Genomic DNA, 23,683 nt, shown 5'->3' on the forward strand with positions numbered 1-23,683 from the left:
AAGCTCCGCGCCAGGCGGATTTGTAGAATCGATTATCCATGACAGCCTTCCAGCCACCGTCCGGCGCCGCCGCCCCCCCTACCGAAGCACCGGCCTGGAGCGATCCGGCGCGCGCCAGCGCCTTCCAGCAATGGATGGAGCGCATTTCCGAGCGCCACCACCTGCGGCCCGCGAGCGTGCGCATGGCCTCGGCCGATGCCAGCTTCCGGCGCTATTTCCGGGTCGATGCGAGCGTCGGCGCGCCGACCCGGATCATCATGGACGCGCCGCCCGCGCAGGAAAACAGCGCGCCCTTCGTGCAGGTCGCCCAACTGATGGCCGAAGCCGGCGTGAGCGCGCCGCAGGTGCTCGAATGGGAAGCCGCCGAAGGTTTTCTGCTGCTCGACGACCTGGGCCGGCAGACCATGCTGGATGTCATCGACCCGGCGAATCCGCAGGCGGCACGGCCCCTCTACGACCAGGCCGTCGACGCCCTGATCCGCTGGCAGCTGTCATCGAAGCCCGGCGTGCTGCCGCCCTATGACCGGGCGCTGCTGGAGCGCGAACTGGCGCTTTTTCCGGACTGGTACATCGCGCGTCACCGCGGCGTGGCGGTCGAAGGCCGGATCAAGGAGCGGCTCGAGCGAAGTTTCATGGCCATCGTCGAGAGCAATCTCGCCGCCGCGCCGGTCTACGTTCACCGCGATTTCATGCCGCGAAACCTGATGGTCGGCGATGGCGACGCGCTCGGCGTGCTGGACTTCCAGGATGCGGTCTACGGGCCCGTCACCTACGACATCGCGAGCCTCATGCGCGATGCCTTCCTGAGCTGGGACGAGGAGTTCGTGCTCGACGTCACGGTGCGCTACTGGCAGCGAGCCCGCAAGGCCGGGCTGCCGGTCGACGACGACTTCGGCGCCTTCTATCGCGCCGTCGAATGGATGGGCCTGCAGCGCCACCTGAAGGTGGCGGGCATCTTCGCCCGGCTGACCTTGCGCGACGGCAAGCCGAAGTACCTCGCCGACACGCCGCGCTTCATCGCCTACATCCGGGCCACCGCCAGCCGCTACAGCGAACTGACGCCGCTGCTGCGCGTGGTCGACGAGGTCGAAGGCACGACGGCCCTGAGCGGCTTTGCCTACGGACGGATGTGACTGCGCGATTCCATTGCGAGGTGGCGGTCAGCGCCGACAGCGACCTGCTGCTGCCGGCCGGCGCGGCGCGCCATGTCCAGGTGCTGCGGATGCAGCCCGGCGATGCCCTGACCCTGTTCGACGGCCACGGCGGCGAGTACGCAGCCACCGTCGAGCGCATGGGCCGCAGCGAGGTCGCGGTGCGGGTCGGTGCCCACGCGGCGGTCGAACGAGAGGCCGGGCGGGCGATCCACCTGGCGGTCGGCATGCCGGCCAACGAACGCATGGATTGGCTGGTCGAGAAGGCCACCGAACTCGGCGCGGCCAGCGTCCAGCCCCTGATGACCGCCCACGGCGTGCTGCGGCTCAACAGCGAGCGCGCGGACAAGAAGCGGGCCCACTGGGAGGCGATCGCGATCGCCGCCTGCGAGCAATGCGGACGCAACCGCGTGCCCCGGATCCATCCGGTGCGGACCTTCGGCAGCTGGCTGGAGGGATTTCAGGAGAAGGCAGAGCGCTTCATCCTGAGCCTGGCGCCTGGCACCCGCGCGCTGGCCGATGCGCGCGCTGCCGCCGACCGCGATGCCTGGGTGCTGAGCGGGCCCGAGGGCGGCCTCAGCGCCGCCGAGGAGCAGGCCGCGATGGCGCAGGGCTTCGCGCCGCTGACGCTCGGGCCGCGTGTGCTGCGCGCCGAGACCGCTGCGCTGGCCGCACTGGTCGGGCTGGCCGGGGGCTGAATCATGCGCTCCGGCTTCCCCTCCCGGCGGCGTGCCGCGGCACTGCTGCTGGTCGCGCTGGCCGCCGGCGACGCGCTGGCGCAGAACGCGGCCGTGGCGCCCACGCCCACCCATGTGCGGCCTGCGGTCGACCAGGCCTATACGCAACTCCTCGCTGCGCCGTCGATGCGCAAGCTCCTCGATGCGCTGAAGGCCGATCACGAGCGCTCGATCGACGACCTGCGGCTGCTGACCGAGATCGAGGCGCCGCCGTTCAAGGAGCAAAAGCGTGCGGAAGCCTTCCTGGCCCGCATGAAGGCGCTCGGGCTGACCGACGCCAGGATCGACGCCGAAGGCAATGTGATCGGACTGCGCAAGGGCAGCGGCAATGGCCCCAGGCTGCTGGTCTCGGCCCATCTGGACACCGTCTTTCCGGCCGGCACCGATGTCCGCGTGAAGGAGCGCGACGGCCGGCTCCACGCGCCCGGCATCTCGGACGACACACGCAGCCTGTCGGTGCTGCTGTCCTGGCTCAAGGTGCTCAACGACCAGCAGGTGCAAACCGTCGGCGACCTGATGTTCGTCGCCAACGTGGGCGAGGAGGAACTCGGCAACCTGCGCGGCATGAAGGCGATCTTCCGCGACCAGCTCGATATCGACGGCATGGTCGGGCTGGAGCCGGCGGCCGACGGCACGGTGCTGGTGCTCGGCACCGCCAGCCATCGCTACGAGGTGAACTTCAAGGCGCCCGGCGGCCACAGCTTCGGCGCTTTCGGCCAGGTGCCGAGCGCGGTCCATGGCATGGGCCGGGCGATCGCCCGCATCGCCGACATCGAGACGCCGACCTTTCCGCGGACCACCTTCACCGTCGGGACCGTGGGTGGCGGCACCTCGGTCAACACCATCGCACCGGACGCGCGCATGACGATCGACATCCGCTCCGACGAGATGGGTCCGCTGCTCGAGACCGAGAAGAAGGTGCTGGCCGCGATCGACGAAGCCGTGGCGGCCGAGAACAAGCGCTGGAACACCACGACACTCAGCGCCTCCGCGAAGCTGATCGGCGACCGGCCCGGCGGACGCACGCCCGCCGACTCGGTGATCGTCGAGGCGGCGGTGCGCTCGAACGCCGCCTTCGGCCACAGGACCCTGCTGGCCGGCGCCAGCACCGATGCCAACGTGCCGATGTCGCTGGGCATTCCGGCGATCATCATCGGCAGCGGCGGCAAGACCGGCGGCTTTCACGCGCTGTCCGAATGGATCGACGTGACAGACGCTTGGCAAGGCGCGCAGAATGCCCTGGTGACCGTGCTCGGGCTGGTCGGCGTGCAGGGCGTGAGCGAACCCCTGCTGGCCAGGCGGCCGCCGCGCACGCGATAGCCCTTCCTCCCACCCTCACTCATGTCAGGAGCCCATCATGGGATTGCTCGATTCGGTACTCGGTCAGGTGCTCGGCGGCGCGCAGCAGCAGCCTCAAGGCGGCGGCGGGCTTGGTGATCTCGGTGCGCTGCTTGGCGGCGCGGGCGGCTCGTCGGGCGATCTCGGCGGCCTCGCGGGCGCGCTCGGCGGCCTGCTCGCCAACAACGGCGAAGTCGGCGGCCTCGGCGGCCTGGTTTCCAAGTTCGATCAGGCCGGCATGGGTGATGTGATCGGCTCCTGGATCGGCAAGGGCGAGAACGCGCCGATCTCCGGCGGGCAGCTGCAGCAGGTGCTCGGGAGCGACGCGATCTCGGGCATCGCGCAGAAGCTCGGCATCAACGTCTCGACCCTGCTGCCGATGCTCGCCGCGCTGCTGCCGACGCTGATCGACCAGCTCACGCCCAAGGGCCAGGCGCCGGCCGAGGGACTGGGCACGCAGGACGACCTGCTGTCGTCCCTGAGCGGCCTGTTGCAGAAGCGCTGACGAAGCTTCGGTTCGTCCGCCGCACCCGGAGGCGCCCGCAAGGCGCCTTTTCTTCTGCCGATCTTCTTTGCCGCCGTGATAGAACGGGCGGTCCAACGCATCCTCGGGCCCCATGAACCGCAACCTCTGGCTGCTCGCCATCTGCCAAGGCCTGTTCCTCACGAACAACGTCACCTTCATCGCCATCAATGGCCTGGTCGGGCTCTCGCTGGCGCCGCGCGGCTGGATGGCGACCCTGCCCGTGATGGGCTATGTGGTCGGCGGCGCACTGGCCACCGGCCTGGTGGCGCGCACGCGGCAGCGCTTCGGGCGCCGGCGCTCGTTCCAGATCGGGATCGCGGTGGCGCTCGGGTCGGCGCTGCTGTGCGCGCAGGCGGCGCTCTGGCAGAACTTCTGGCTGCTGTGCCTGGCCACCGTCGTGGCTGGCTATTACAACGCCAATGCGGGGCTCTACCGCTTCGCCGCGGCCGAGCTCACCGGTCCCGACTGGCGCGAGAAGGCGGTTTCGCTGGTGATGGCGGGAGGCCTGATCGGCGCCGTCGCGGGCCCGAACCTCGCCGCGGTCACGCGCAACTGGTTTGCCGTCCCTTTCGCCGGTGCCTACGTGGCGCTGGCCGCGGTGGCGCTGCTGTCGATGGCGGTCATGAGCTTCATCGACTTCCCGCCACCGCCGCCGCGCGGCGCCGGCCGCGGCGGGCGCCCGCTGGCCGAGATCGCGCGCCAGCCGGTGTTCATCGTCGCCGCGATCTCGGGCGCGCTGGGCTTCGGCGTCATGAACCTGCTGATGGCGGCCACGCCGATCGCGATGCAGGTCTGCAGCCTGCCTTTTAGCGACATTGCGCTGGTGCTCGAATGGCACGTGATCGGCATGTTCGCGCCGGGCTTCTTCACCGGCCACCTGATCCGCCGGATCGGCGTGCTGCCCGTGATGGGCCTGGGGCTGGTGCTCAACCTGGGCTGCATCGCGGTCGCCTTGTCGGGCGTCGACCTGCACCAGTTCCTGCTGGCGCTCTTCATGCTCGGTGTCGGCTGGAACTTCCTCTTCACGGGCAGCACGACGCTTTCGCTCGCGGCCTACACGCCCGAAGAGCGCGACCGCGCGCAAGGGGCGCTCAATTTCTGCGTCTTCGCGACCTTGGCGTTCACTTCTTTCGCATCGGGCGTGCTGGTCACGACACAGGGCTGGCGGCTGCTCAACCTCGGCTCGCTGGTGCCGGTGCTGCTGACGGGCGCCGCGCTGTTCTGGCTCGCACGCCGCCGGCGGGCCGCGGCGGCAGCGGTCCAGGGCGTGAAGACGACCTAGGCGAAACGGGCGTCGAGCCAGTCGCGCAAGGTCTGGAACACCGGCCCGGCCTCGCGCTCGTTGAAGATCTCGTGATAGAGCGCGGGAAAGCAGCGGGCCGTGACCACCGCGGGCGGCGCCGCAGCGGCAAAAGCCTTGCTCCCGGCCGGTTTCACGAGGCGATCGTCACCGGCATAGATCAGCAGCGTGGGCACCTGCCAGGCCGGTGCCGCCGCCTGCACCTCGGCGCCCTCGTCGGCCAGGAAGCGCGCCAGGCGGGCACCGATGCGGTCGTGGCACAGCGGATCGGCCCGGTAGGCCTGCGCCACGCCGGGCTCGTGCGACAGGAAGTCGGCGTCCAGCCCGTTGCCCACGCGCAGGCCGGGCGCCAGGCGCGACAGCGTGGCGACCAGCAGCTTCTGGAAGGCACTGAGCCCGGCGTCGAGCGCCGGTGAGGACAGCACCAGGGCATCGACCGCGCGCACGCCGCGTGCCACGGCGCTCGCCGCCACCAGGCCGCCCAGGCTGTGGCCCAGCAGCACCAGCGGCAGGCCGGGGAAGGCCCGGCGCGTGTCGTCGATCACCAGGGCCAGATCGTCGAGCAGGCGGCCCGTGCTCGGCAAGCCTCCGCGCGCACCGCTCGAGGCGCCGTGGCCATGGTGGTCGGCGGCCCGCACGGCGAAACCCCAGCCGTTGAGCTCGGCGGCGACCCGGTCGTAGCGCCCGGCGTGCTCGCCCAGGCCGTGCACGACGAGGACGATGGCCCTCGGCGTGCCACTGGCGAGCGGCCAGTCGCGCAGTGCCAGCGTTTCGCCGTCGGCCGTTCGAAGCGTCGTCAAGCTGAGGCTGCCGCGCGCCCTGGCGGCAGCGCGGCGATCACCTCGGCCACCGCGGCGGTCAGCTTCTTGGCGTAGGGCACGTGCAGGAACTCGTTCGGGCCGTGGGCGTTGCTCTTCGGGCCCAGCACGCCGCAGACCATCATCTGCGCCTTCGGGAAGCCCTGGCTCAGCATGTTCATGAGCGGGATCGTGCCGCCCTGGCCGATGTAGCCGCAATCGGCGCCGAAATGGGCCTGCGACGCGGCGTTGAGCGCGCGCTCGAACCAGGAGGCGGTTTCGGGTGCGTTCCAGCCGGTGGCGCCGCCGCCGCTGTCGAAAGTGACCTTGGCCTGGTAGGGCGCGTTGTCCTCGAGCAGCTGCTTGAGCTGCTGCACCGCCTGGTCGGCATCGACCAGCGGCGGCAGCCGCAGCGAGAGCTTGAAGGCGGTGTACGGACGCAGCACATTGCCGGCGTCCTTCAGGGCCGGGAAGCCCTCGGCGCCGGTGACCGACAAGGTCGGCTTCCAGGTGCGGTTGAGCAGGGCTTCCAGCGGGTCGGTGGTGGTCGGCAGCGCGAAGGTGGTCGAACCGCCGCAGTCGTAATGGGCCCACGGAAAGCGCTTGTAGACCTCCTCGCCGAGGATCGCGGCGGTGGCGCGGGCCTGGGCCAGCCGTTCGGCCGGCACTTCGCAGTGGAAGCTCTCGGGCAGCAGGCGGCCGGTCTTGCTGTCCTCGAGCCGGTCGAGCACCTGCCGCATGATGCGAAAGCTCGACGGCACCAGGCCGGAGGCATCGCCCGAATGGATGCCCTCGGTCAGGATCTCGACCTTGAGCGTGCCGCTGGCCATGCCGCGCAGCGAGGTCGTGAGCCACAGCTGGTCGTAGTTGCCAGCGCCCGAATCGAGGCAGATGACGAGCGAGACATCGCCCAGCCTCGGCCGCAGCGCATCCACATAGGGCAGCAGGTCGTAGGAGCCCGATTCCTCGCAGGTTTCGATCAGGCCGACGATCCGCGGATGGGCCACGCCCTGTGCCTTGAGCGCCTGCAGCGCGGCGACGCTGGCATACACCGCGTAGCCGTCGTCGGCGCCGCCGCGCCCATAGAGCAGACCGTTCTCGTACTTCGGCGTCCAGGGGCCGAGGTCGTTGCGCCATCCGGTGAATTCGGGCTGCTTGTCGAGGTGGCCGTACATCAGCACGGTCTCGGTCATGGCGGTGCCGGTGGCGGGCACTTCGAAGAACAGCACCGGCGTGCGGCCTTCGAGGCGCACGATCTCGAGCTTGAGGCCCTCGACCTTCTGGGCCTCGACCCAGCTGGCGGCATTGCGCAGCACGGTTTCGAGGTGGCCGTTCTGCGACCAGTCCTTGTCGAATCCCGGCGACTTGGCGGGGATCGCGATGTAGTCGGTGAGCTGCCTGACGATGTCGTGGTCCCACTGGGCGGAGACGTCGGACAGTGCGCGGCCGGCGTCGAGCAGGCCGGCGGGCATTTCACGGTGGAGGGGGGCGTTCATGTGGGAGTCTCCGCGGAGTGGGGAAACGATGTTAGTGCCTACCGAAGCTTCCTGCGCGCAACGCTGTCATCCGGCCCTTGGATGCGATAAAAAGGCGGGCCCCGCCACACCCACCGAAGGCAAGCCATGACAGCGCGCAAGCCAGCAGAAGCCGCTTCGACCCCTCCGCGCATCCGCGTCGGGGTGGGGGGCTGGACCTACGAGCCCTGGCGCGACAACTTCTATCCCGCCAAGCTCCCGCATGCCCAGGAGCTGAGCTATGCGAGCCGGCAGCTCACGGCCATCGAGGTCAACGGCACCTACTACAGCACCATGAAGCCGGTCAGCTTCAAGAAGTGGCACGACGAGACGCCCGAGGGTTTCATGTTCTCGCTCAAGGCCTCGCGCTTCGCGACCAACCGCAAGCTGCTGGCGACCGCGGGCGAATCGATTGCGCGCTTCATCGACAGCGGGATCGAGGAACTGGGTGCGAAGCTGGGGCCGATCGTGTGGCAGATGATGCCGACGAAGGCCTTCGACCCGGAGGACTTCGCGGCCTTCCTCGCGCTGCTGCCCGGGAAGGCGGGCAGCCGGGCCCTGCGCCACGTGATGGATGTGCGGCACGAGAGCTTCAAGTCGCCGGAATACCTCGCGCTGGCGCGCAAGCACAAGGTGGCGACCGTGTTCACCGACTCCGGAAAATTCCCGTCCTTCGCCGACCTGACCGGCGACTTCGCCTACGCGCGCCTCATGAACAGCGAGGCCACCATCGAGACCGGCTACGCCCCGAAGGCGCTCGACGCCTGGGCCGAGCACGCGCGCAGCTGGGCCGAGGGCAAGACGCCTGCCGCGCTGCCGCATGTCGGGGAGGCTTCGTCATCGAAGGCCGGCAAGGAGCGCGACGTCTTCGTCTTCTTCATCAACGGCGCAAAAGAAAAGGCACCCGCGGCTGCGGGTGCCTTGATCGAACGCCTCTCGTGAGGCCTTGCGGGACTGATCAGATGGATCAGGCGGCCGCTTGCAGCGTGGCGCTGGCCGGCTTGGCAGCGCTGCCCGACGATGCCGACGTACCGAAGCTGATCTCGCCCGACAGCTGGCCGCCTTCTTCGACGACGATCTTGCCGTAGCGGATCTTGCCCGTGACCTTGCCGGTCGAATGGATCACGAGCTTTTCGCGCACCGTGAGGTTGCCATCGAACAGGCCGCGGATCTCGGCGATGTCGATCTCGGCCGAGCCCTTGAAAGCGCCTTGTTCGGCGATCTGCATGACGCGCGAATCCATCGTGGCTTCGACCAGGCCCTCGACCACCAGCGTGTCGCAGTCCGTGATCTCGACGCCCTTGAGCTTGATGTTCGGGCCGACGGTGAGCTTGCTGCCACCTTCCTTGGCGACGCTCGCCGCAGCGTTCGCGGCCTGCGTCGTGAGGGTCGACGGGCTGACGGGCGTACCCGAAAGATTGGTGCTCGAACCCATCAGCGGCGCGGGACGGGAGGTGAGATTTTCGGCTTCGCGATCACGTTTGCCGAAGAAGGGGGACTGTGTGGCCAATGGGTAGCTCCTCAAAAGGTCTATCGTAAGAAGCACATTTCGCCTCGCGGCACTTCATTGCGCAAGAGGCGTAACTGAATAAATCGTGGGTTGACACGATTTGCTTACTTTCTCGCTCACTTTGCGTCTCGTTTGGCCTCGCCGCCTGACTTCAGCCACGCAACACGCCCTTGCGCGGCGTCGTCGACCCGGCTAATGAAGCCGGCCGCGACCGGCTCGGGAAGGCTCAGATCGAAGTGCACCATGCTTTCGTGGCGCACCTCGTCGAGCTTCGCGCCTGCGGCCGAGATCTCGCGCCGCAGCAGACCCTCCAGGGCATAGGGCACGGCGCAATGCAGCGTCCGCTGGCGCACCAGCGGCAACCGGGGCGCGTCGATCAGTGTCTGCGCGATGCTGTCGGTGTAGGCCCGCACGAGTCCGCCGGCGCCCAGCTTCACGCCGCCGAAATAGCGCACCACGGTCGCGAGCACACCGTCGAGATCGTGGTGCCGAAGCACTTCGAGCATCGGCCTGCCCGCGGTGCCGCCGGGCTCGCCGTCGTCGTTGGCGGCAGATTGCCCGCCGGCCATCAGTGCCCAGCAGACATGCGCCGCGGCGGGGTGCTCGCGCCGCAGCGCCTCGACCACCGCCTGTGCCGCGGCGCGGTCGGCCACGGGCTGGACGCAGCCGATGAAGCGGCTCTTCTTGATGACGAGCTCGCTGTGGCGCGCGGCTGCGAGGGTAAAGGGCATGGCCTCTGGACCTGGCGGCGAGCCTCAACCCCTCTCGAACTTGAAGACGGCGGTGCTGGCGCGCGCGTTCGGCAGCCAGCGCACTTCGCGGCCGTCCTGCAGGCCGAAGGCATCGAGCACACGCAGGCGGTTCTTGTGCGCCAGCACCTCGAAATCCTTGAAGGTGCCGACGCGGATGTTGGGCGTGTCGTACCACTGGTAGGGCAGCCGCCGGGTCACCGGCATGCGGCCGCGCGCGACGCTGACGCGGTTCGGCCAGTGGGCGAAGTTGGGAAAGGCGACGATGCCGATGCGGCCTACGCGCGCGGTCTCGCGCAGCATGACCTCGGCGTTGCGCAGATGTTGCAGCGTGTCGATCTGCAGCACCACGTCGAAGGAGGCGTCGTCGAACATCGCGAGCCCTTCGTCGAGGTTGAGCTGGATCACGTCGACGCCGCGCCGTACGCACTGCAGCACGTTGCCGTCGGCGATCTCGACGCCATAGCCGCTGCAGCCCCGTTCGCGCTGCAGCAGGTCGAGCAGGGCGCCGTCGCCGCAGCCGAGGTCGAGCACGCGGGCGCCTTCGGGCACCAGGCGGGCGATGAGTTGCTGCGTGGATGTGTCGCTCATACGTCAACCTCCGTGCTACGCACTGCGGTGCGAGCGCCTTCGGGCGGCCGGGCGTCGCTCATGCTTCCACCTCCCCCACCGTGCCGGCAATGCGCTCGAAGTAGGAGCGCACCACGCTCATGTAGCGCACGTCGTCGAGCAGGAAGGCGTCGTGGCCGTGCGGCGCATCGATCTCCGCATAGCTCACGTTGCGGCGGTTGTCGAGCAGGGCCTTGACGATCTCGCGGCTGCGTGCCGGCGAGAAGCGCCAGTCGGTGCTGAAGCTGACCAGGAGGAACTTCGCGCTGGCCTGTGCCAGCGCGGCCCGCAAGTCGCCGCCGAAGGCGCGTGCCGGGTCGAAATAGTCGAGCGCGCGCGTGATCAGCAGGTAGGTGTTGGCGTCGAAGTACTCGCTGAACTTGTCGCCGTTGTAGCGCAGGTAGCTTTCGATCTGAAACTCGACTTCCTGGGTCGAGTAGAGGAACTCGGTGTTCGCGGCGCTGCCCTCGACCGCGCTGCGCAGCGCGCGACCGAACTTCTCGTTCATGACGTCGTCGCTCTGGTAGGTGATGTGGCCGATCATGCGGGCGATGCGCAGGCCGCGCCGCGGGATCACGCCATGCTCGTAGAAGTGGCCGCCATTGAAGTCGGGGTCGGTGACGATCGCGCGCCGCGCCACTTCGTTGAAGGCGATGTTCTGCGCCGTCAGGCTCGGCGCGCTGGCGACCACCACCGCATGCTGCACGCGGTCCGGATACTGCAGCGTCCAGGACAGCGCCTGCATGCCGCCGAGGCTGCCGCCCATCACGGCCGCCAGCCGTTCGATGCCGAGGGCATCGAGCAGCCCGGCCTGGGCCGCGACCCAATCCTCCACCGTCACGACCGGGAAGTCGGCGCCGTAGGCGCTGCCGGTCTCGGGGTTCTCGTGCATCGGACCGGTGGAGCCGAAGCAGGAGCCGAGGTTGTTGATGCCGATGACGAAGAAGCGGTTGGTGTCGACCGGCTTGCCGGGGCCGATCATGTTGTCCCACCAGCCCTCGGACTTCGGCTGGTCGGCGTAGACGCCGGCCACGTGATGGGAGGCATTGAGCGCGTGGCACACCAGCACCGCGTTGCTGCGCTCGGCGTTGAGCCGGCCGTAGGTTTCGTAGGCCAGCGTGTAGTGGCTGATCGACGAGCCGCTGCGCAGTGCCAGCGGGCCCGCGAACTGCATCGATTGCGGAGTGACGACGAAGGACATGAATGAAAAAGACCCGGCCTCGCCAAAAACGAGCCGGGTCCGGCATCCGTCTTTAGCTGCATTTGTAAAGCGCCCGCAAGCTGGAGCAAATCGGCGCGTCGCGGAAGTATATGCCGCTCAACCCCAGCCGATCAACGCGGCGACCCCGAGCACCATGAAGATGGCGGCCGAGATGCCGTGCACGAGCTGGATCGGCACGCGCTTCACGATGCGGTCGCCGAGCCAGACCACCGGCGCGTTGGCCAGCATCATGCCGAGCGTGGTTCCCATGACGACCCACACGTAGGCGTCGACGTAGCGGGCGGCGAGCATCACGGTGGCGATCTGCGTCTTGTCCCCCATCTCGGCGAGGAAGAAAGCCAGCACCGTCGTCCCGAAGACGCCGTAGTGCGAGGACTTGGGAACCTCGTCTTCGTCGATCTTGTCGGGGATCATCATCCACACCGCCATCGCGATGAAGGAGCCGCCGAGGATCCAGCGCAGGATGTCGGGGCCGAGGAACTGGGTGACCCAGTTGCCGACCGCGCCGGCCAGCGCGTGGTTGAGCACCGTCGCCGTGAAGATGCCCGCCACGATCGGCCAGGGCTTGCGGAACCGCGCCGCGAGGATGAGGGCGAGCAACTGGGTCTTGTCACCCATCTCGGCGAGCGCGACCACACCGGTTGCAACGAGAAAAGCTTCCATGAGAAAAAAGGGATTCCTACGGCCGAAGGACGCAATTGACCGCGCAACACCTTCGGCCGAATCCCGAAGTTGCGCGGTCAAAGGTCTCGCCAGGCTGCTGCTGCTTGCGCCATGTGCTGCACGGGTGCAGTACAAGTCTGTTGACGCAAACCCTTCTCGCGATGGAAGGCGGCTACTCCCCAATGACCGGTCGATTGTAGCGTGTCCGGGAGGCTATATGTAAGCAACTGCTTACTTCACATTTATTCGCCGGGCCGCCGACTGCGTGCAAATTCCTACTTGCATTCGAGCCGTTTCACCCATAATGCACGAGCCTCCCTTCAAAATTCGGGGGGGCGAATCGGTGATCGGTCAGTTTCGCGCAACTCGGCGGATGTTTCGCCGTATTGCTGCTCTCGGGACTCCATCGCTTTTCTTGATGTGTTTATAGGAGTCCCTTGATGGGCAACAAACTGTACGTCGGTAACCTGCCTTACTCGGTGCGCGACGGTGATCTCGAGCAAGCCTTCGGCCAATTCGGCGCCGTGACGAGTGCCAAAGTCATGATGGAGCGCGATACCGGCCGTTCCAAGGGCTTCGGCTTCGTCGAAATGGGCAGCGATGCGGAAGCACAAGCAGCCATCAACGGCATGAACGGCCAGCCGCTCGGCGGCCGCAGCGTCGTGGTCAATGAAGCCCGTCCGATGGAAGCCCGTCCGCCCCGCAGCGGTGGCGGCGGCTACGGCGGTGGCGGCGGTGGTTATGGCGGCGGCGGTGGCGGCGGCTATGGTGGTGGCGGCGGCGGCGGTTACGGCGGCGGCGGTGGTGGCCGCAGCGGCGGTGGCGGCGGCTACGGCGGCGGTGGCCGCAGTGGCGGCGGCGGCGGTGACGGCGGCTTCCGCAGCCCCTATGGCGCGGGCCCGCGTGGCGGTGGCGGCGGCGGTCGCGGCGGCTACGGCGGCGGCAATGGCGGCAACAGCGGCTACTGATCGCGCCTCGAACGCGAACCCCGGCAAAAAGGCTCCCCAGGGAGCCTTTTTTCATGGGCGCTCGCTACGCCTCGTTCTCGCGCCGCTTGCGGCCGCGGCCCTCGAAGACCCGGTCGAACAGCGGGTTCGGCAGCATGCGCATGAGCTTGGCGATCACGCCCATCTGCCAGGGAATCACGCGGTAGCTGGCGCCGGCCCGGATCGCGTCGAAGGCACGATCGGCGAACTCCGCCGGTTGCAGCAGGAAGGGCATGCTGTAGCGATTGCCTTGCGTCAGCGGCGTGTCCACGTAGCCTGGGCACAGCGTGACCACCTTGACCCCGCTGGCCCGCAGTTCGCCGCGCAAGCTTTCGCAGTAGGCGACCACGCCGGCCTTGCTGGCGCAGTAGGCGCCGTGTCCCGGCAGGCCGCGAATGGCCGCCACGCTGCCGATCCCCACCAGGCGGCCGCTGCCGCGCCCGGCCATGGCGGCGACGAAGGGATGGAAGGTGGCCGCCAGGCCGAGGTTGTTGGTGGCGAAGGTGCGCGCCATCACATCGAGGTCGCCGCGCACCGCGCTGTCCATGCCGATGCTGATGCCGGCGTTGGCGATGACCACCGCGGGCAGGCCCTGCTGCGCCATGCAGGCGGTGCCCGCGGCGACGATGCTGTCGACATCGGCCACATCGGCGCCATAGATCCGCCAGCGGCCGGGGTCGAGCCGCCGGGCAGCGGCCCAGGCCTCGACCTCGGACGTGCGCCGTGCCACCAGGGCCAGGTCGTAGCCGGCCGCGTAGAAGCGCTCGGCCAGCGCCTGTCCGATGCCGCTGGAGGCGCCGGTGACGAAGAGCAGGGGATTCGGGCTGCCCATGCGCTCAGCGCTTCGGGCCGGGCGGCGCCGGCATCAGCAGCCCGCGCACGCGGCCCTTGAGGTTGGCGACGCCGCTCAGGCTGTCGTAGTCCATGGAGTCGGAGGTGAACTGGTCGCTGCCGCGGATCAGCGTGACCGGCTTGTCCGATTTCACCCGCTCGGTGTCGAGGTAGGCATGCAGGAACTCGCCGCGGAACTCGAGCCGCGGCAGCGGCGTGCCGGTGGGCGACTTGGCGGCATCGCGAATCACGATCGCATTGCCGAAGAGTTGGATCTCGGTGCCGTCGCCGTTCGAGACGCCGCGGTCGGCCGAGCCATGCGTGACCAGTCCCTCGGGCGAGATGGAGCGCCAGCGCACCTGGTCGACCTCGAGCGTGTCGGTGTCGGGGTAGTGCCGGCCTTCCTTGCCGAAGACTTCGGTGCGCAGGTCGCCGTTGGGAAGGAAGTTCTTCACCGAGAAGTTGCGCATGAAGTAGTCGGGCTCGTGCGTCGGCGCCTCCTGGGCCTGGGGCGCCAGCATCTCGGGCGCGTTGCGCACCAGCCAGTAGGTGCCCAGCGCGAGCACCGCGGTCAGGATGATCGGCAGGTAGATCGTCAGGCGATCGAAGGCGTCGCGCAGCATGCGCCAGGCGGACTTCATTCGGCGAGGCCCCGCGCCTGGTCGAGCAGCCGGCGGTAGTGCCCGCCGGCGGTCAGCAGCAGATCGCAGAATTCTCGTGCCGCGCCTTCTCCGCCGCGGGCAGCCGTGACGTGGCGCGCGATGGCGCGCACCTCGGCATGGGCGTTGGCCGGCGCCGCCGCGAAGGCGACCCGCAACAGCACCGGCAGGTCGGGCCAGTCATCGCCGATGGCGGCCGCCTGCGACCAGTCGAAGCCCAGCTGCGCGAGCATCGCCTCGGCGGCGGGCAGCTTGTCCTCGGTGCCATAGCGCACGTGCGTGATGCCCAGCGCCTCGAGCCGCAGGCGCAAGGGCTTCGAATCGCGGCCGGTGATCACGGCCGGCGTGATGCCGGCCAGGCGCAGCAGCTTGAGGCCGTAGCCGTCGAGGATGCTGAAGCGCTTGAGCGTCTCGCCGTGCTCGGTGAAGTACACGCCGCCATCGGTCAGCACGCCGTCGATGTCGAAGAAGGCGATCCGGATGTCCTGGGCGGCGAGCAAGGTCTCGGGCCTGAAGTCGACACCCATCAGATGACTTTCGCGCGCATCAGGTCGTTGATGCTGAGGGCGCCGATGAGCAGGCCGGCCGGATCGACCACCAGCACGCTGGTGATGCGGTGCTGCTCCATGAGGTCGGCCGCCTCGGCCGCCAGCGCATCGGCGCGCAGCGTGCGCGGGCCCGCGTGCATCACGTCGCTGGCCTTGAGGGCGCGCAGGTCGTCGCCGGTCTCGACCTTGCGGCGCAGGTCGCCGTCCGTGAAGATGCCGATCGCGCGGCCATCGGGCCCGACCACGGCGGTCGCGCCGAGCCCCTTGGAACTCATCTCGCGCATGATCTCGCTGAGGCCGGCCTCGGGTCCGACCCGCGGCACGTCGTCGCCCGAGCGCATGACATCGCTGACATGGGTCAGGAGCTTGCGGCCGAGGGCGCCGCCGGGATGCGAACGCGCGAAGTCCTCGGTGCCGAAGCCGCGGGCATCGAGCAGGGCCACCGCGAGCGCATCGCCCATCGCCATCTGGGCGGTGGTGCTGGCGGTCGGAGCGAGGTTCAGCGGACAGGCTTCCTTCTCGACGCCGCTGTCGAGCACGATGTCGGCATGGCGCGCGAGGGTGGAGTCCGCGCGCCCGGTGAGCGCGATCAGCGGAACGCCCTGGCGCTTGACCACCGGCAGGATGGTGGTGAGTTCCTCGACCTCGCCGCTGTTGGAGATGGCCAGCACCAGGTCGACGGACTTGATCATGCCGAGGTCGCCGTGGCTGGCTTCGGCCGGATGCACGAACATCGCGGGCGTTCCGGTCGAGGCCAGAGTGGCCGCGATCTTGCGGCCCACATGGCCGCTCTTGCCCATGCCCATCACGACCACGCGGCCGCGGACATCGAGGATCTTCTGCACTGCAGCAGGAAAGCTGGCGCCCAGGCGGTCCTTGAGGCCGAGCACCGCTGCCGCCTCGATGTCGAAAGTCGTGCGGGCGCGCGCCAGCAGCGCTTCGGAATCGATCGTGGGGAGGTGGGAGCTCATCGGCGGATTTTATCGGCCGGCCGGTCCATGTCCGAAGAGAGGACGATTTCGCGCCGGGGCGGGCAAGCGTGTTGCTAGCATGCGGTCATGTCTTCGCTCGATCTCACGCTGATGTACCTGCTCGCTGCGGTGATCGGCGTGGTGATCTGCCGGTCGCTGCGGCTGCCGCCGATGCTCGGCTACCTGTCGGCCGGCGTCCTGATCGGGCCGCATGCGCTGGCCCTGGCGCAGAACTCGGAGGGCATCCGGCACCTGGGCGAGTTCGGCGTGGTCTTCCTGATGTTCGTGATCGGCCTCGAGTTCAGCCTGCCCAAGCTGCGGGCGATGCGCCGGCACGTGTTCGGCCTCGGGCTGCTGCAGGTGCTGCTGACGATCTCGGTGGCCACCGGCGGCGCCTTGCTGGTCTCCACCTGGCTGCCGCCGGCCTGGCGGCTCGACTGGCAGGCCGCGCTGGTGTTCTCCGGCGCGCTCACGATGAGCAGCACCGCGATCGTCGTCAAGCTGATGGCCGAACGCCTCGAACTCGACAGCGAGCACGGCAAGCGCGTGATGGGCGTGCTGCTGTTCCAGGATCTGGCGGTGGTGCCGCTGCTGGTGCTGATCCCCGCGCTCGGCGCGCCGCCGGAGACCCTGCTGAAGGCCCTCGGCTTCGCCCTGCTGAAGGCCAGCTTCCTGATCACGCTGCTGCTCTACGGCGGGCCGCGCGTGATGCGCTGGTGGCTCACGCTGGTGGCGCGCCGGCGCAGCGAGGAGCTCTTCATGCTGAACCTGCTGCTGATCACGCTGGGCCTCGCCTGGCTGACCGAGCTGGCGGGCCTGAGCCTGGCGCTGGGCGCCTTCGTGGCCGGCATGCTGGTGTCGGAGACCGAGTTCAAGCACCAGGTCGAGACCGACATCCGGCCTTTCCACGACGTGCTGCTCGGGCTCTTCTTCATCACCATCGGCATGTCGCTCGACTGGCACGTGATGGTCGAGCGCTGGGCCCTGGTCGCGGTCCTGCTGCTGCTGCCGCTGGCGTTCAAGCTGGTGCTCGTGACGCTGCTGGCGCGCCTGCTCGGCGCGACCAGCGGGGTGGCGCTGCGCACCGGCCTCTACCTGGCGCAGGCCGGCGAGTTCGGTTTCGTCTTGCTGGCGCTGGCCCAGGGTCAGGACCTGCTGCCGGCCTGGCTGGCGAATCCGGTGCTGGCCTCGATGGTGCTGTCGATGTTGTCGACGCCCTTCATCATCATGTACAGCAACCGCATCGTCCGCAAGCTGGTGGCCAGCGACTGGCTCCAGCAATCGCTGCAGATGACCACGATCGCGCGCAAGACCATCAACACGGCGCGCCACGTGATCATCTGCGGCTACGGGCGCTGCGGCCAGAACCTGGCGCGGATGCTGGAGCGCGAAGGCATTCCCTACCTGGCGCTGGACCTCGACCCGGACCGCGTGCGGCAGGCCGCCGCGGCCGGCGACTCGGTGGTGTTCGGCGATGCCTCGCGGCTGCAGGCGCTGATGGCCGCCGGGCTGGCGCGCGCCAGCGCCCTGGTCGTGACCTACCAGGACGTGCCCGGTGCGCTCAAGGTGCTGGCCAACTCCCGCGCCCATGCGCCCCAGGTGCCGGTGATCGTCCGGACCCAGGACGACCGCGACCTCGAGAAGCTGCAGGCGGCCGGTGCGACCGAGGTGGTGCCGGAGGCGATCGAGGGCTCGCTGATGCTGGCCAGCCACGCGCTGGCGCTGGTCGGCGTGCCGATGCGGCGCGTGATCCGTGTGGTGCAGGACCAGCGGGACGAGCGCTACAACCTGCTGCGCGGCTATTTCCACGGCGCCGACGACGACAACGCCGACGAGATCGACCACGAAAGGCTCAACAGCTTCACGCTGACGGCGGGCGCGCGCGCGATCGGCCAGCCGCTGGCGGGCCTGGCGCTGGCCGGGCTGCAGGTCCGCGTCGCCAGCCTGCGCCGGCGCGACGGCAAGGCGGCCGATGCCGCTGACGACACCGTGCTGGCAGATGGCGACACGCTGGTGCTGTCGGGCAAGCCCGGCGCGCTGGCCATGGCCATCGACAAACTCCAGAAGGGCTGAGCGCCAGCTCGCCGCTCAATTCAGCAGCGTCGGATTGCGCCTTTCCTCCTCGACCTGCTGCTGGCGGCGTACCGCGTCGCACTGGGCGTGCGAGCGGAGTTCGGGCTTGGCGCACTGCGCCGCCAGGCACTGGGCGCGGGCGATGAAGTTGAGGCCGGCGCACAGCGCCTGCGGGCTCGGCGCAGGGGCAGGAGGCGGCGCCGCCGGCTCGGGGGGCGGCGCCGCGACCACGACGGGCGCGGGTGCGGCCGGCGGCGGCGCCGGCTTGCGGATCTTCGGCGGCGCGGGTTTCGCCGCGGCGACCGGCGGCGTCGGCGTCGCCGCTGGTGGTGCTGGCGGTGCTGGCGGTGCTGGCGGCGGCGGTGGCTCAGGCGTTGGCGTCGGCGTCGGCGTCGGCGTCGGCGCCGCAGGCAGGCTGATTGCGGCTGAAGGCGTGGCTGCCGGTTCCGGCTGCGGCTGCGGCTGCGGCGTCGGTGGCTCCGCCGGCAGCGGGAGAGGCGCTGCGGACGCGAGGGCGGCCGGTGGCTGGGCCGAGGTCTCGGGCGCCGCAGGCTGGACCGGTGCGGCGGGTGCGGGCGATGTCCGGGCGGTCGAGCCGGTGCCGTGAGGACCGGAGGAGAAGAACCAGCCGGCAGCAGCGGCGACCCCACCGACGATCAGCAGGGCGATCACGGCCGTGCGCATCGGGTTCGCGGGCGGCGGCGGGGCGGCGACCCTTCGTGGCGCGCTCATCTTGGGTGCCGGGGCGACCTTGCGGCTGGCCGCTGCGGGAAGCGGCGCCGTCGATCGGCGTCGGCGCGGGGACGGCGGAAGCCGCAGATCGGACTCCATCGGCATTCGCTGCGTCGCGGCCCATTCGTCGTCGGCGCCCGGCAAGCCGGGCACGCCGGTCAGCGGCGCGGGACCGGGCAAGACCAGGCGCCGGCCGCATCCCTTGCAGAACCTGGCGCCGTCACGGTTCTCTGTGCGGCAGTCGGCGCATGCCTGGATCATCGTCCGACTTCAGGTCACTGCCACCCGCTTGGGCTTGTTCACCATCCGCTTGGCGATGACCGCGCCGAGTCCCATCGTGAGTTCCAGTGCGAGATTGGGTTGGCGGTTCGACAGCTCGGCGAAGCGGATGGCGCTCAGCCGCCAGACACGGGCGGCACCCGTGGCGACCACATTGGCCGAACGCGGCGCGCGCGAGAAGAAGGAACCCTCGCCCACCACCGAGCCCGGATTCAGGATCGCCAGTTGCATTTGCCCCTTGTCGCCGATCAGGTGCACGCTGAGCGCTCCGCTTTCGATGAAGAAGACCGTCCGGTCGTGGGTGCCCTGGTCGATCAGGACCTGCCCCGCGGCAAGGTCGAAAGGCTGCAGATAGCCGGCCACCGTTTCCCACTGCTGCGCATTGAGCGCCGGCGCGAAGGCATCGTAGCTGGTGTTCTGCGAGATGGCTCGGCAAAGATCCTGAATGCTGGATGACATTGTTCTAACCCTGCTGTGCTCGCGCAGTATCCGCGATTGCTCAAATTTGCGGTGACAGATGTCACAAAAAGCCACACTTCGAGTTACTTGCCGATGCAAAAACGGGAAAAGATCACGCCCAGCAGATCGTCGGCGCCGAACTCGCCGGTGATCTCGTTCAGCGCGTTCTGCGCCAGCCGCAGCTCTTCGGCCAGCAGGTCCAGCAACTGCGCGTGGGCCGCCAGATGGGCCGATGCGAGGGCGATGTGTTCCTCGACCCGCGACAGCGCCTGCACATGCCGGGCCCGCGCCAGGTAGACGCCTTCGGGCACGGCCTGCCAGCCGGCCACTTCGAGCAGTTGCCGCCTCAGGGTCTCGATGCCGGCGCCGGTGCGGGCCGAGAGGCTGACCCCGCGATCAGGCTGCGGCGCATCGGCGGGCGCCGCATCCAGCTTGCTCCAGACATCGATCACCGGCACGCTGGCGGGCAGCCGGGTGGCCAGGAGGCCGGCGATATCGGCGTCGTCCCGCACATAGGCGGGCGACGCGCTGCGCGTCAGGTCGTGCAGGAACAGCACCGCGTCGGCGCCCTCGATCTGGCCCCAGGCGCGCGCGATGCCGATCTGCTCGACCTCGTCGGCGCTCTCGCGCAGGCCCGCCGTGTCGACCACGTGCAGCGGCACGCCCTGGATCTGGATGGTCTGGGAAACGACGTCGCGGGTGGTGCCCGCGACCGCGCTGACGATCGCCAGCTCGGCCCCCGCGAGCGCATTGAGCAGCGAACTCTTGCCCGCATTCGGCTGTCCGGCGATCACGACCTTGATGCCTTCGCGCAGCAGGGCGCCCTGGCGGGCCCGCTGCTGGACCGCGGCCAGCTGGACCTGCAGCGCGACCAGTTGGCCCGCGGCATCGGCCTCCTGCAGGAAGTCGATTTCCTCGTCGGGAAAGTCCAGCGTCGCCTCGACCAGCATGCGCAGGCGAACCAATGCCTCGAGCAGGGTGTGGATCTCGTCGGAGAAGGCGCCCGACAGTGAGCGGCTGGCGCTGCGCGCCGCGGCTTCGGTGCTGGCGTCGATCAGGTCTGCAATCGCCTCGGCCTGTGCCAGGTCGATCTTGCCGTTGAGGAAGGCGCGCTGGCTGAATTCGCCGGGCTCGGCCACCCGCATGCCGGCCAGGCGCGGCAGGCCGGTCGCCGGATCGGTTTCGGCGGCGGCCGCCAGGCAGCGCGCCAGCAGCAGCTGCAGCACGACCGTGCCGCCGTGGGCCTGCAGCTCGAACACGTCTTCGCCCGTGAAGGAGTGGGGTGCCGGAAAGTGCAGCGCCAGCCCGCGATCGATCGGCGAGCCGTCGGCGTCGAGGAAGGGCAGGTAGCTCGCTTCGCGCGGCTTCAGCGGGCGGCCGCACAGCGCCTGCACCAGCGGTGCCAGTTCGCGGCCCGAAACCCGCACGATCCCGACCGAGCCACGGCCCGAAGCAGTGGCGATGGCAACGATCGGATCGGCGGTGCGCGAAAGCATGAGGGGACGATTCTTCCAGCAAAAAGGGCCGCTTTCGCGGCCCTCGGGGTTCGGCGGCCGAAGCCTTACTTGGCCGGCTTCGCCAGCTTCGGCGTCTTGGACGGGTTGCCCAGCACGCCGAGGCGCTTGTTGATGAACCACTGCTGCGCGATCGACAGCACGTTGTTGGTGATCCAGTAGAGCACCAGGCCAGCCGGGAAGAAGATGAACATCACGCTGAAGGCCAGCGGCATGATCCACATCAGCTTGGCCTGCATCGGGTCCGGCGGCGTCGGGTTGAGCCAGGTCTGGAACAGCGAGGTCGCGGTCATGACCACCGGCAGGATGAACCACGGGTCCGGTGCCGAGAGGTCATGGATCCAGAGGATCCACGGCGCATGGCGCATCTCGACCGAGGACAGCAGCACCCAGTAGAGCGCGATGAACACCGGGATCTGGATCACGATCGGGAAGCAGCCGCCCATCGGGTTGACCTTCTCCTCGCGGTAGATGCGCATCATCTCCTGCTGCATCTCCTGCGGCTTGTCCTTGAGCCGCTCGCGCATCTCCATGATCTTCGGGTTGATGGCCTTCATCTTGGCCATGCTCGCGTAGGCCTTGGCGTTGAGCCAGTAGAAGGCCGCCTTCAGCAGCACCACCAGCGCGACGATGGCCCAGCCCCAGTTGCCGAGGATGCCGTGCAGCTTGTTGAGCAGCCAGTAGAGCGGCTTCGAGATGATCGCGAAGATGCCGTAGTCCTTGACCAGGTCGAGGCCGGGCGCGATGGCCTCGAGTTTCTTCTCTTCTTCGGGGCCGGCGAACAGGTTGCTGTCGACCGTCTGCGCTGCGCCCGGCGCCAGCTGGGGCAGCTTCAGCACCATCGCCACCGAGAACAGGTTGTTGCCGAGGTCGGCGACGCGGAATTCGCGCTGGATCGCGTCGCTGCCCGGCACGTTGAGCAGCCAGGCCGACACGAAGTAGTGCTGGACCATCGCCACCCAGCCGTTGTTGGTGGGCGCCGGCAGTTCGACCTTGCCCTTCGTGATGGCGCTGAAGTCGATCTTCTGGAACTTCTTCTGCTCGGTGTAAATGGCCGGGCCGGTGAAGGTGTTGGTGCCGAACATGGTGCCTGCGGCCACCGTGCCGTGGCGCGTGAACTGCAGGTACAGCTGCGGATCGAGCGGCTTGTCGCTGACGTTGACGACCTGGTGGTTGACGCGGATCGAATAGTCGCCGCGCAGGAAGGTATAGGTCTTGACGTACTTCAGGCCGCCCACCGGCTGCGACTCGAACACCACCTCGAGCTTGTTCTGGCCGTCGGCCAGCTCGCGCGGACCGGGCCGCGCCGTCATGAGGCTCAGATGGTTCGGGAAGCGATCGCCGGTATCGACCGTGTTGAGCAGGCCGGTCTGGGCCACGTAGCGGGTGGCGGGCGAACCGTTCTCCATCAGCAGCACCGGCCGGACCTCGTTCTGCGGCACCGGCAGCCCGACCAGGCGGCGGAACCACTCGACCAGGCCGCCGTGGTTGGTCTGGTCGAGGAATTGCAGCAGCTGCAGTTCCGACAGCGTGCCGCCTTCACCGTCGATGGTCGCCTTGAAGAGGTCGGTGGAGACCGTGACCTTCTCGCCGATGGCGGGCGCCGAACCCTGCACCGGCACGGCGCCGGCGGCCGGCGCGGCGGCCGCGGGGACGCCGTTGGCGTTCGCGGCGGCGGGTGTCGCCGCCGGATCGGCCGGCGCGCTGCTCTTGGTCGAGGGCAGGAAAGTCGGCTTGTTGCCGTTGTAGACCTGCCATTGGTCCCACAGCAGCACCAGCGAGAAGCCAAAGATCACCCACAGGATGGTGCGGCGGATATCGTTCATGAAGATGACTTCTTGTCGTCGGAAGAGAGAAAGGCGAACAGCGACCCGCGCCTGGGCATCGGCCGCTGTGTCTTCGGGGGAACCGGATCGTGGCCGCCCTGGCACCAGGGCTGGCAGCGGGCGATGCGGTGCAGCGTGAGGTAGCTTCCCTTGGCCGCGCCGTGCTGCTCGAGAGCGCCGATGGCGTACACGGAGCAGGTTGGCTCGAAGCGGCAGGACTGGCCGAGCCAGGGGCTCAGCAGCAGTCGGTAGCCCTTGACCAGGCCGATCAGGAGGCGCCGCATCATGCGCGCGCCGTTGCGGCCCGCTCCAGCAGCTGCTGGAGTTCGGCGCGGACGGCGGCCTTGAGCTTGTCGGATGACGCGCTGACGAATTGCTTGCGATCGAAAGCCGCGCGCAGGCGCACCACGTGTGCCGCGCGCGGCAACGTTGCGTCGGGCGCGGCGGCGCTCACGGTGTAGATCTGGCGTTTGATCGCGTTGCGGGTGACCGCGCGGCGGGCCCAGCGCTTGGGAACCATCGCGCCGAGCCACACGTCCTCGGTGGTGAACAGCGGCTCGGCCCCGGCCGGCGCGGCGAGCGCGCAGCGGTGCAGTGCGAAGTGGGCTGTTCGCGCCACGGTGGCACCTGCGAGGACGGCCTGGAACTGCGCGCGGGTCTTGAGCCGCTGCATGGAAGCCAACCGCGGG

The 23,683-nt window shown here is 69.0% G+C and carries 25 protein-coding genes and 1 riboswitch; of the genes, 8 read left to right on the top strand and 17 right to left on the bottom strand.

All coding sequences use genetic code 11. The features are described 5' to 3' along the window. Window positions 1–38: 38 nt before the first annotated feature. The 5 genes from QTI45_RS28245 to QTI45_RS28265 all read left to right on the top strand — a co-directional run bounded on the left by QTI45_RS28245 (window position 39) and on the right by QTI45_RS28265 (window position 5,034). Window positions 39–1,133, top strand: coding sequence for an aminoglycoside phosphotransferase family protein (locus QTI45_RS28245; protein ID WP_286656714.1), 1,095 nt, complete (start codon window positions 39–41; stop codon window positions 1,131–1,133). Continuing rightward, the gene (locus QTI45_RS28250; protein WP_286656715.1) at window positions 1,130–1,849 is read left to right on the top strand and encodes a 16S rRNA (uracil(1498)-N(3))-methyltransferase; all 720 of its coding nucleotides are present in this window, start codon (window positions 1,130–1,132) and stop codon (window positions 1,847–1,849) included. Before QTI45_RS28245 ends, QTI45_RS28250 begins: the two co-directional genes overlap by 4 nt. Window positions 1,850–1,852: 3 nt before the next feature. After that, the gene (locus tag QTI45_RS28255; RefSeq protein WP_286656716.1) at window positions 1,853–3,208 is read left to right on the top strand and encodes a M20/M25/M40 family metallo-hydrolase; all 1,356 of its coding nucleotides are present in this window, start codon (window positions 1,853–1,855) and stop codon (window positions 3,206–3,208) included. 37 nt (window positions 3,209–3,245) lie between these two features. Next, window positions 3,246–3,731 carry a YidB family protein gene (locus tag QTI45_RS28260; RefSeq protein ID WP_286656717.1) on the top strand — a complete coding sequence of 162 codons (486 nt, stop codon included), beginning with the start codon at window positions 3,246–3,248 and terminating at the stop codon, window positions 3,729–3,731. A 112-nt stretch (window positions 3,732–3,843) separates the two neighbouring features. Continuing rightward, window positions 3,844–5,034: an MFS transporter gene (locus tag QTI45_RS28265; RefSeq protein WP_286656718.1), complete on the top strand. Its 1,191-nt coding sequence runs from the start codon at window positions 3,844–3,846 to the stop codon at window positions 5,032–5,034. Here QTI45_RS28265 and QTI45_RS28270 read toward each other — a convergent pair. Further along, window positions 5,031–5,852, bottom strand: coding sequence for an alpha/beta hydrolase (locus QTI45_RS28270; RefSeq protein WP_286656719.1), 822 nt, complete (start codon window positions 5,850–5,852; stop codon window positions 5,031–5,033). The genes QTI45_RS28265 and QTI45_RS28270 overlap by 4 nt on opposite strands. Next, window positions 5,849–7,345: a M20 family metallopeptidase gene (locus tag QTI45_RS28275; RefSeq protein ID WP_286656720.1), complete on the bottom strand. Its 1,497-nt coding sequence runs from the start codon at window positions 7,343–7,345 to the stop codon at window positions 5,849–5,851. Before QTI45_RS28275 ends, QTI45_RS28270 begins: the two co-directional genes overlap by 4 nt. A gap of 126 nt (window positions 7,346–7,471) precedes the next feature. On the opposite strand from QTI45_RS28275, the gene QTI45_RS28280 reads away from it, so the two are divergent. Continuing rightward, window positions 7,472–8,305: a DUF72 domain-containing protein gene (locus QTI45_RS28280; RefSeq protein ID WP_286656721.1), complete on the top strand. Its 834-nt coding sequence runs from the start codon at window positions 7,472–7,474 to the stop codon at window positions 8,303–8,305. Window positions 8,306–8,330: 25 nt separating this feature from the next. Here the strand turns inward: QTI45_RS28280 and QTI45_RS28285 are convergent, their stop codons facing one another. The 5 genes from QTI45_RS28285 to QTI45_RS28305 form a co-directional block, all read right to left on the bottom strand. Beyond that, the gene (locus QTI45_RS28285) at window positions 8,331–8,873 is read right to left on the bottom strand and encodes a bactofilin family protein (RefSeq protein WP_286374401.1); all 543 of its coding nucleotides are present in this window, start codon (window positions 8,871–8,873) and stop codon (window positions 8,331–8,333) included. Between the two features lie 116 nt (window positions 8,874–8,989). Continuing rightward, entirely contained in the window at window positions 8,990–9,604 is a 615-nt protein-coding gene (locus QTI45_RS28290; RefSeq protein ID WP_286656722.1) for an IMPACT family protein, read from the bottom strand. 24 nt (window positions 9,605–9,628) lie between these two features. After that, complete coding sequence (gene metW, locus QTI45_RS28295; RefSeq protein WP_286374403.1) at window positions 9,629–10,213, bottom strand: methionine biosynthesis protein MetW; 585 nt, start codon at window positions 10,211–10,213, stop codon at window positions 9,629–9,631. A gap of 58 nt (window positions 10,214–10,271) precedes the next feature. Continuing rightward, window positions 10,272–11,432 (bottom strand): homoserine O-succinyltransferase MetX, encoded by a 1,161-nt coding sequence (metX, locus tag QTI45_RS28300; protein ID WP_286374404.1) that lies wholly within the window; start codon window positions 11,430–11,432, stop codon window positions 10,272–10,274. 117 nt (window positions 11,433–11,549) lie between these two features. Further along, window positions 11,550–12,116, bottom strand: coding sequence for a TMEM165/GDT1 family protein (locus tag QTI45_RS28305; RefSeq protein WP_286374405.1), 567 nt, complete (start codon window positions 12,114–12,116; stop codon window positions 11,550–11,552). A gap of 18 nt (window positions 12,117–12,134) precedes the next feature. Further along, a riboswitch (yybP-ykoY riboswitch) is annotated at window positions 12,135–12,309 on the bottom strand. A 247-nt stretch (window positions 12,310–12,556) separates the two neighbouring features. On the opposite strand from QTI45_RS28305, the gene rbp reads away from it, so the two are divergent. After that, window positions 12,557–13,084, top strand: a complete 528-nt coding sequence (gene rbp, locus QTI45_RS28310; protein WP_286656723.1) for an RNA-binding regulator — start codon at window positions 12,557–12,559, stop codon at window positions 13,082–13,084. 64 nt (window positions 13,085–13,148) lie between these two features. Here rbp and QTI45_RS28315 read toward each other — a convergent pair whose 3' ends face one another. The 4 genes from QTI45_RS28315 to QTI45_RS28330 are packed head-to-tail and all read right to left on the bottom strand — an operon-like array spanning window position 13,149 to window position 16,111. Continuing rightward, the gene (locus tag QTI45_RS28315) at window positions 13,149–13,934 is read right to left on the bottom strand and encodes an SDR family oxidoreductase (RefSeq protein ID WP_286656724.1); all 786 of its coding nucleotides are present in this window, start codon (window positions 13,932–13,934) and stop codon (window positions 13,149–13,151) included. A 4-nt stretch (window positions 13,935–13,938) separates the two neighbouring features. Continuing rightward, window positions 13,939–14,574: an LPS export ABC transporter periplasmic protein LptC gene (gene lptC / locus QTI45_RS28320; protein ID WP_286656725.1), complete on the bottom strand. Its 636-nt coding sequence runs from the start codon at window positions 14,572–14,574 to the stop codon at window positions 13,939–13,941. Continuing rightward, window positions 14,571–15,119, bottom strand: coding sequence for a KdsC family phosphatase (locus QTI45_RS28325; protein ID WP_286372342.1), 549 nt, complete (start codon window positions 15,117–15,119; stop codon window positions 14,571–14,573). Before QTI45_RS28325 ends, lptC begins: the two co-directional genes overlap by 4 nt. Beyond that, window positions 15,119–16,111, bottom strand: a complete 993-nt coding sequence (locus QTI45_RS28330; RefSeq protein WP_286656726.1) for a KpsF/GutQ family sugar-phosphate isomerase — start codon at window positions 16,109–16,111, stop codon at window positions 15,119–15,121. The genes QTI45_RS28325 and QTI45_RS28330 overlap by 1 nt, the downstream gene beginning before the upstream one ends. 87 nt (window positions 16,112–16,198) lie before the next feature. Here QTI45_RS28330 and QTI45_RS28335 point away from each other — a divergent pair, with 87 nt between their 5' ends. After that, window positions 16,199–18,184: a cation:proton antiporter gene (locus QTI45_RS28335; protein WP_286372340.1), complete on the top strand. Its 1,986-nt coding sequence runs from the start codon at window positions 16,199–16,201 to the stop codon at window positions 18,182–18,184. Window positions 18,185–18,199: 15 nt separating this feature from the next. Here QTI45_RS28335 and QTI45_RS28340 read toward each other — a convergent pair whose 3' ends face one another. From QTI45_RS28340 to QTI45_RS28365, 6 genes are all read right to left on the bottom strand, one after another. Next, window positions 18,200–19,096, bottom strand: coding sequence for a hypothetical protein (locus QTI45_RS28340; RefSeq protein WP_286656727.1), 897 nt, complete (start codon window positions 19,094–19,096; stop codon window positions 18,200–18,202). A 90-nt stretch (window positions 19,097–19,186) separates the two neighbouring features. After that, window positions 19,187–19,654, bottom strand: a complete 468-nt coding sequence (locus QTI45_RS28345) for a cyclic nucleotide-binding domain-containing protein (protein WP_286372338.1) — start codon at window positions 19,652–19,654, stop codon at window positions 19,187–19,189. Between the two features lie 83 nt (window positions 19,655–19,737). Continuing rightward, entirely contained in the window at window positions 19,738–21,150 is a 1,413-nt protein-coding gene (gene mnmE / locus QTI45_RS28350; protein ID WP_286656728.1) for a tRNA uridine-5-carboxymethylaminomethyl(34) synthesis GTPase MnmE, read from the bottom strand. A 65-nt stretch (window positions 21,151–21,215) separates the two neighbouring features. Then, the gene (gene yidC / locus QTI45_RS28355; protein ID WP_286372336.1) at window positions 21,216–22,994 is read right to left on the bottom strand and encodes a membrane protein insertase YidC; all 1,779 of its coding nucleotides are present in this window, start codon (window positions 22,992–22,994) and stop codon (window positions 21,216–21,218) included. After that, window positions 22,991–23,281, bottom strand: coding sequence for a membrane protein insertion efficiency factor YidD (gene yidD / locus QTI45_RS28360; protein ID WP_286372335.1), 291 nt, complete (start codon window positions 23,279–23,281; stop codon window positions 22,991–22,993). Before yidD ends, yidC begins: the two co-directional genes overlap by 4 nt. Next, complete coding sequence (locus QTI45_RS28365; protein WP_286656729.1) at window positions 23,278–23,667, bottom strand: ribonuclease P protein component; 390 nt, start codon at window positions 23,665–23,667, stop codon at window positions 23,278–23,280. Before QTI45_RS28365 ends, yidD begins: the two co-directional genes overlap by 4 nt. Between the last annotated feature and the right edge of the window lie 16 nt (window positions 23,668–23,683).

This window comes from Variovorax saccharolyticus (genome assembly GCF_030316765.1).
In the GTDB taxonomy this organism is placed as follows: Bacteria; Pseudomonadota; Gammaproteobacteria; order Burkholderiales; family Burkholderiaceae_C; genus Variovorax; species Variovorax saccharolyticus.